Annotated in this window: 7 protein-coding genes; 2 read left to right on the top strand and 5 right to left on the bottom strand. The window is 51.5% G+C overall.

Annotated elements, in window-relative coordinates:
- Window positions 1–137 precede the first annotated feature (137 nt).
- Entirely contained in the window at window positions 138–1,067 is a 930-nt protein-coding gene (locus GCE01_RS03940) for a glycosyltransferase family 2 protein (protein WP_099211055.1), read from the top strand.
- A gap of 10 nt (window positions 1,068–1,077) precedes the next feature.
- Here the strand turns inward: GCE01_RS03940 and GCE01_RS03935 are convergent, their stop codons facing one another.
- The 3 genes from GCE01_RS03935 to GCE01_RS03920 all read right to left on the bottom strand — a co-directional run bounded on the left by GCE01_RS03935 (window position 1,078) and on the right by GCE01_RS03920 (window position 5,604).
- Complete coding sequence (locus tag GCE01_RS03935) at window positions 1,078–2,985, bottom strand: DUF6311 domain-containing protein (protein WP_099211053.1); 1,908 nt, start codon at window positions 2,983–2,985, stop codon at window positions 1,078–1,080.
- Window positions 2,986–3,484: 499 nt separating this feature from the next.
- Window positions 3,485–5,353: a ferrous iron transporter B gene (gene feoB / locus GCE01_RS03925; RefSeq protein ID WP_099211049.1), complete on the bottom strand. Its 1,869-nt coding sequence runs from the start codon at window positions 5,351–5,353 to the stop codon at window positions 3,485–3,487.
- An 8-nt stretch (window positions 5,354–5,361) separates the two neighbouring features.
- Window positions 5,362–5,604: a FeoA family protein gene (locus tag GCE01_RS03920; protein WP_046900211.1), complete on the bottom strand. Its 243-nt coding sequence runs from the start codon at window positions 5,602–5,604 to the stop codon at window positions 5,362–5,364.
- A gap of 281 nt (window positions 5,605–5,885) precedes the next feature.
- Between GCE01_RS03920 and GCE01_RS03915 the strand changes: the two genes are divergently transcribed.
- Window positions 5,886–6,227, top strand: coding sequence for a metal-sensitive transcriptional regulator (locus GCE01_RS03915; RefSeq protein WP_167386112.1), 342 nt, complete (start codon window positions 5,886–5,888; stop codon window positions 6,225–6,227).
- A gap of 25 nt (window positions 6,228–6,252) precedes the next feature.
- Here GCE01_RS03915 and GCE01_RS03910 read toward each other — a convergent pair whose 3' ends face one another.
- Entirely contained in the window at window positions 6,253–6,534 is a 282-nt protein-coding gene (locus GCE01_RS03910; protein ID WP_099211047.1) for a hypothetical protein, read from the bottom strand.
- Between the two features lie 25 nt (window positions 6,535–6,559).
- Window positions 6,560–7,309, bottom strand: coding sequence for a copper resistance protein B (locus GCE01_RS03905; RefSeq protein WP_099211154.1), 750 nt, complete (start codon window positions 7,307–7,309; stop codon window positions 6,560–6,562).
- Between the last annotated feature and the right edge of the window lie 4 nt (window positions 7,310–7,313).

The raw sequence follows: 7,313 nt of genomic DNA, 5'->3' as shown, positions 1-7,313 counted from the left end.
AACCACTAGTGCCCCCCCCTGCTAATAAGTATAAGATTTTATTGACATATGTAATAAAATCTATCAGAGAATTATTATTCGAATAATAAAAATCGCCTCTCTTTTGAAGATTGTTGAAACTTCGAAGGATGTAATGTGTGTTGAAAACTGTTTCCTTGATCGTTCCATTTTATAATGAACAAAGTGCGATCACAATTTTTGCAGACAAGATCATTCCTGTTTTAGAAAAAATTCCCGAAATAGGGTGGAAGATCGTCTGTATTGATGACGGAAGTAGTGATGCGACACTCGCTCAATTATTAGATCTCTCACAGAGAGATCCTAGATTTCGAATTCTCGAACTATCTCGAAATTTTGGTAAAGAAGCAGCATTAACAGCCGGGTTGGACGCCGCAGACAGTGATGCTGTTGTTATCATTGATGCGGACCTGCAGGATCCTCCTGAGGTGATCTTTCAGATGGTGAAAGCTTGGCGCGAAGGGGCTGAGGTTGTATTGGGGCGACGTGTTGATCGTTCCACAGATAGCACTCTGAAGCGGAAGACAGCGGCTTGGTTCTACGAGCTTCACAGTAAAATCTCACACATTCAGATCCCTGAAAATGTTGGAGATTTTCGTTTAATGGACAGATGTGTCGTGGATGCGCTCAAACGGCTTCCGGAGCGGCAGAGATTTATGAAAGGTCTATTTGCTTGGGTAGGTTTTCGCACCGTTACTGTTGATTATGCTCGGTTGCCTCGCTCCGCCGGAACGACAAAGTTCTCGGGTTTTTCACTTTGGAATTTTGCATTAGAGGGCTTCACGAGCTTTTCAACTATCCCCATACGTCTTTGGACTTATCTTGGAACAATGGGAGCTTTATGTGCTCTCGTGTATGGTTTATTTATAATAATTCGTACAATTCTCTGGGGTAATCCAGTCCCAGGATATGCATCTCTTTTTGCCGCTATTACTCTTTTTAGTAGCGTTCAAATTATCAGCATTGGGATGTTGGGAGAATATATAGGGCGAATCTATATGGAGACTAAGCAACGTCCTATTTATGTTTTGAGAAAAACCTATAACTGATATTATTTCTTTAGTTTGGGGTTAATATTTTTACGCTTAAAATCCCAATTCCTAAAAAACGTGGATCTGTCGGCAAATGTACTGGGTGATCAATATCCAGTTTCAGGTGAATATTTTCGGTAGAAAGTGTGGGAATTGTTACAAGATATTCTGATTTTTCTGGGGATACAGACCACTCAGCTAAAATTTGGTCATGTAAGGACACTTTTAATTTTTTCGTTTCTCCTGGTGCCGCCTGTAACTTCAGAATCACTGTAGCCGTTTTTGTGTTTTTAGGTACGGGAAGAAACAGAAAGGCTTGGTATCCTTCATTCCATGTTCCCCAATCCTCCGACCCAGACCAACCGGTTTCCAGAAGCTCTGCGTGGAGCGGGGAATTTGATGACGTGAAAATTGTCTGATTGAGAGGCAGTGGTGTTGAGGGCGGTACAGAGGGTAAATTTAGATTTTTTTTGGCGCAGAGGATGAGAGTTTTCACTACTCCGCAATTGGCTTGTGTACGGTCAATCCAAGAGGATGCATTTGCCAAGCGGTGCGGGCCATTAAGAATGATAAGGGTTTTATCGTCGAGATAATGGGGATTTTCTTGGGCGAGATGGCATGCGCCTTCCGGGAGTGAACGAGCCGTATACATCGTGTTGACGGATGCATTCTGATAAGCGGCTGCATAGATAAGCGGCATATCCTCTTCAAGTCTTGTGGCATCACATTCAAGGCGAGGATAAATTTCAACATGCTCAAAGGCATGCATTATTTCAAACAAATGACTATCAGTGGCTAATGGAGGGCTTAGCAACTGAGCCTCAGCCATGCGGTCAGACTGACGTAAATCGCGTGTGTCGACCCATTGCAAAATAGCAGCCAGACTGAGGAGGGCAGGCGCCCCCCGCGGCCATACCTTGCAGACGCCCCAGACTGCTCCAAGGAGAATGACATAAGCGACTGGCCAAAACATACGTCCTGATGAGCGCATTTGTTCAGCGCCAGGAATCATGATGTGCGTCCGGAAGAGCAAAGTGTGAAAGAAATATATTCTATTGGAGAGAGCAATGATTGTCAGAGCCAGACAGGCAAGCAAAAGACCAATATTTCGGATCATGCTTTGATGGAAAAGAGCCCATCCCTTTTTGCGACAAAAAAGCATGGCTAGGAGAAAGAGAAGGCCGGCTCCGAGATACTGATATCCCTCGTATTGGCCCCCCGTGGCATCAGCTTGTGCTTGTGTAGCCTGCAAGAACAGGCTGGACCGGGCCGGCCAGAACGGTGATGCGAGGTTCATGGAGTAGATTCCATAGCCCCCTCCGCTGGCGCCACCCCAGTAGCCCAAAACTTTTCCTGTCAGCAGAATACTTGCTCCAGCTGCCAAGGTTGCAGCTGCGCTGGACCTACACGCTTTCCAGCGTTTTTCTCTGAAGAAAATTGATAATGGAATTGCACCCAGAAGCGCACCTACCATCACCATCAGATAGGGATGCACTAGAAGGGTCAAACTTGTTAGCGCCGCCAGAGTCCACGTAGGCTTGTAGGAGGCTTGCGGCTGAACAGCCCTGAAATACAGCCCTATGGCGAGAAGAAGAATCCAGTGGGCGCAAAGGGCGGTGTGGCTAGTTCTGGCCAAGAACGTTGGGAAGCAAGCACTGAGTAAACTGACGGCTATTGCAGGAAGTAGATGTTTCTCTCCCATCGACCGCAGTGCGAACACAGCGCAGATGGGCTGAAGGCACCAGCATAATGCCAGAAAGAACGTTATGCCCTGCTGCATTTCGGGAAAGAAAATATGCAGTGCTTTAAGAAACATAGCTTCGAGCGGGATGCTGTCTGTCATGGCGATATTGGTGCCAGCGGGAGCCACCAGACGATCTGCAACAAGGAGAGGCAAATGCCAGTCCTCCCTCAGGAAGTAGGCTTGCCCGATCATGTGCTGGATGACGTCTCCTCGGGGTGCCTGAGTCACAGGAGGAAGCTTCCCAGATGTTAGGGGAAGAGGAAACGTCCATAAAGCCAGAGTAAATCCAAGAAGAAGCGGAAATATATAAGCTTTTATCCGACTAAAGACTGTGCTCGGTAGAAAACTGAATTTGCACAAGAAATTTTACTCTGAGCTGGGGACGGTCAGAGTTTTGTACGTGTGTTTTGTAGGGAATACAAAATTCCGGTTTGTCTAAAGATTTGGAAATCACAGACTTGAACATGGAGCAATGTTGCTGAAATCCAAGGGAGGCGCCTTCAATGGCATCCCCCTGCTTTCCCACTGCAAGCCTTACAACTGCTGCATCCTTTTGACGGGATAGCAACAGGGGTGCGAGATTGTAACCCGCACGCATTTTTCAGGCGCCCCCAACTCACTGGAAATAGACGTGCATACCAATAGAGTGCTGCGATACTGACCAGTAGAATGGCAACGATTGTTTCAATCATCATGCGTCTCCTGTGACAGCCCTGGCGACGTGATAGACGATGAAGGCTGCGACATAGGCCAAACCAAAAAGATACGCTGTTGCTCCTAGAACGACTTTCATGGACCGGGTTTCCCGTCGCATGACAGCCAGAGTCGAGATGCATTGCGGAGCATAAACATACCACGCCAGCAGCGAGAGAGCGGTAGCAATGCTCCATTGGCTCGAAAGAAGTGGCAGAAGCTTTGCGGATGCAGCGTCTTCACTCACCCCGAGTGCATAAACTGTTGCAAGCGCGCTGACGGCGACTTCACGTGCAGCGAGGCCGGGAATCAGGGAAACGCAGATCTGCCAGTTGAAACCGATGGGAGCAAAAATCGGGAGCATCAGGTGGCCAATCCGGCCCGCAAGGCTGTAGTCAATAGCAGCACCGGTTGCGCCGGCGGGGGGAAGTGGGAAACTGGATAGCCCCCAGAGCAGGACATTCAGTGATACAATGATCGTACCAACCCGTGACAGGAACATCACCGCACGCTGCCACAGACCGAGCGCTAGGCTCTTGAGATTAGGGCGCCGATACGGAGGGAGTTCCAGAAGGAGTGGATGTTCTTCTGATTTGACTCCACGCGTCATGATACGGGCGGCGATGATGCCGCTGACGATCGCCAAGGCATAGAGCCCAAACAGAACCAGACCCTGAATTCCAAAAATCCCGAGAACTGTTTTGTGCGGGATGAATGCGCCAATGAGCAGCGTGTAAACTGGCAGACGGGCGGAGCACGTCATGAGTGGAGCAATCAGGATCGTGACCAGCCGATCCCGGGGATTCTGAATGGTGCGTGCGGCCATAATGCCGGGAATGGCGCAGGCAAAGCTGGAGAGAAGCGGGATGAAAGACCGGCCACTCAGTCCGGCCAAAGCCATGACACGGTCCAGAAGGAATGCCGCACGCGGCAGATATCCCGACTCTTCCAAGGCCAGAATCCACAGGAAGAGAACCAGAATTTGCGGGAGGAAAACAATGACTGTTCCTGCGCCTGCGATAACGCCATCAGCCAGTAAGCTCCGCAAGACACCGTCAGGCAGCGGCCTGAGAATGAACTCCCCAAGCATGGTAATGCCACTTCCCAGAGCATCCATGAGAGGTTGTGCCCATGCAAAGACTGTCTGGAACATCACGAACAGCACGACCAGCAGAATGACTGGGCCCCAGACAGGATGCAGGAACCAGCGATCCAGTCGATCAACTAATCGGGCATGGCCAGCAGAGCGATCCGTAACATATGCCTGAAGCAGACGTCGGACTTCGGCATGAAGGTCCGCGTTCGGGGCAAGCGCTTTTGGCGGGGGTGGAAGAGGGCGGTCCAAAGCTTCCAATAAAGGCTGAACACCCTGCCTGTTCAGGCTGATGACAGGCACAATCGGCATGCCAAGTTCTTGCTCAAGCCCGGCAATATCAATGGTCATGCCATTGCGCTTGGCCTCATCCATCATGTTGAGGGCAACGATGACGGGGACTTCAAGCTGACGAAGTTCCAGCAGAAAGCGCAGATGCAGCCGAAGATTGGTTGCAGAAATAACGCTGATCAGAAGTTCAGGACGTTTTTCAGTACGGTGCTGTCCCAGACAGACATCGCGCGTGACATCCTCATCCGGGCTGGTAGATGCCAGACTGTAAGCCCCAGGAAGATCCAGAACGCGGATCGGGCGACCTTGCGGCGTGGAGAAAAAGCCTTCTTTTCGCTCGACAGTGACGCCAGCGTAGTTCGCTACTTTCTGACGGCTTCCGGTCAGTTGGTTGAAAAGCGAAGTCTTGCCGCAGTTCGGGTTTCCAACAAGGGCAGTCTGTAACACATGAGTCGTAGGAGACGGCGAGGCGGGAGACGTCATTATGATGGTCAGACTGGGCGGCGCAGAACAATACGCGCTGCTTCTCCTTTGCGGAGCGCAAAACGGGACGTGCCAAGACTAACAGCAATAGGGTCTGCGCCGATTGGACCGGTCGCCACAATCTCCACTCTTTCGCCCGGAACAAAGCCAAGTTCGCCTAGGCGGGCAGAAATGGGGTCTGCCAGTGTCAGCTCTTCGACCCGATCAATAATGGCATGATCTCCTTTGGAGAGTGTATTCAGATACCACATCAGTTTCTTATCCCAGTGCCTCCCAGCTCTCCCTTGGGCGTGCTGGCCGTTTCCCTAGATAGGCTCATCCGGCGGGAGCGAAAAGAGAGAGATGAGAATTATTTGCATCCACAGTTTACTTATTGACTGTGTGCCTCAGGATTTTTCTTGCGTGATATCATGTGGGCCGCCTCAAGAACGCCAGAAAGAGCCCGTCTGATAGGGCTGAATGGTCGGAATGAGCGTGGAGATGCTATGAACGCCTTCGCATGACCGCAGAGGAGCCGTGACCTATGAAGAGTATGACGAGAGAAGACGAGATTCCGGCAGACGGCTGTGTGCATTGTGCCACCAGTGAGACACCCGGTGAGAAGCGCGTTGAGCAACCTCAGAAGAAGGCACTTCTGAACCGCATCCGTCGGATCGAGGGTCAGGTTGGTGGTATCCTGAACATGGTTCAGGATGACCGTTACTGCGTTGATATTCTCACACAGATCTCCGCCATCAAATCTGCGTTGGACGGTGTTTCCATCCAGATCCTGTCCACGCACGCTAATGGTTGTGTCAGGAAAGCCGTGCAGACGGACGGTGGCGAAGAGGCGATTGACGAGCTTTTGCAGGTCGTGCGCCGGATGATGCGCTGACGCCTCCTCTTTTCCATCGGTGGATTTAGCGGTCCTGTGTCGCGTCCGGGGCTGTGTCAGAAGGAGCGTCCATGCTCATCGCCTGACAGGCCTTGAGCTGCTGCTGCATCTTCGGAGTTAAGGGTTTGCTCTGCGTCTTAAGAGTTTCAAGGTGCTCGCAGAGTTCCATCTGCTGATCCATGGTCAGGCCTGCCAGAGGGTCTGCCTTTACGGCCACAGGCGCCTTTGGTGCGGGTGTCTGGGTGGGGGCAGCATATGCCACTGTGGCGAACAGAAGGGCGGAAGCAGCGAGAAGAGCTTTTTTCATTATGAGAATTCCTGAAAATTGAAGATCAGAACCAGCTTCTGATACCGAGGCTGAAGCGTACCGAGCCGGGCTTCTCGCCCTGATCCCGTACGATCCTGCGGGCCTGTGTCAGATGGCCGGAATATGTGACGCCCACATAAGGCGCGAATTTTCGCCATAGCTCGTAACGAAGCCTGAGCCCGGCATCGATGTCTGACAGGCCTGCGCCTGCCTGTCGGGCTGGATCAGACTTCGTATAGAGATTGAACTCCGCCTGAGGCTGGAGAATAAGGCGATTGGTCAATAGGAAGTCGTATGATCCCTCGACGCGGGCACCAAAGCGCCCACGATCACTGACATACCCTGTGGCCTGAAACTCGAACTGGTATAAGGCCAGCCCTTGAATACCGAAGGCCCCCCACGTCCGGGTCGGGCCATCATCCAAGTCAACACGCACGCCGCCCTGAAGGTTCCAGTATGTGGAAATGGCACGGCTGTAGAGAATATCCTGCTGGCCATCGCTCAGGTGCCCTTTCTCAAGCGTGCCTTCAGACTTGATCCAGAGTCGGTCATAATCCGTGCCGTACCAGACTTCACCGTCCCAGCGGAAATCAGTGCCGGCGGGGGCATAGCGCCCTTCTGCCTGCTCCAGAATGCCATGGAACCAGCTGCTCTGGTCCATCATCACGGGCATGATGTTGCCAAGATGCGTGACCGCGCCCGGAACCGGAGCATCCGCGGCATGATACTGCGTGGTGTCTTCGGCATAAGCCATACCGGTTCCAGCCAGAAGCATGGTT

This window comes from Gluconobacter cerinus (assembly GCF_002723935.1).
GTDB classification, from domain to species: domain Bacteria; phylum Pseudomonadota; class Alphaproteobacteria; order Acetobacterales; family Acetobacteraceae; genus Gluconobacter; species Gluconobacter cerinus.
Note: the sequence above shows the minus strand (reverse complement) of the source record. Positions and strands in the feature narration are given on the sequence as shown.

Coding starts and splice junctions, on each gene's coding strand:
- GCE01_RS03905 (WP_099211154.1), bottom strand. CDS start 7,309: ATGCTTCTGGCTGGAACCGGTATGGCTTATGCCGAAGACACCACGCAG.
- GCE01_RS03935 (WP_099211053.1), bottom strand. CDS start 2,985: ATGATCGGGCAAGCCTACTTCCTGAGGGAGGACTGGCATTTGCCTCTC.
- feoB (WP_099211049.1), bottom strand. CDS start 5,353: ATGACGTCTCCCGCCTCGCCGTCTCCTACGACTCATGTGTTACAGACT.
- GCE01_RS03910 (WP_099211047.1), bottom strand. CDS start 6,534: ATGAAAAAAGCTCTTCTCGCTGCTTCCGCCCTTCTGTTCGCCACAGTG.
- GCE01_RS03915 (WP_167386112.1), top strand. CDS start 5,886: ATGACGAGAGAAGACGAGATTCCGGCAGACGGCTGTGTGCATTGTGCC.
- GCE01_RS03920 (WP_046900211.1), bottom strand. CDS start 5,604: ATGTGGTATCTGAATACACTCTCCAAAGGAGATCATGCCATTATTGAT.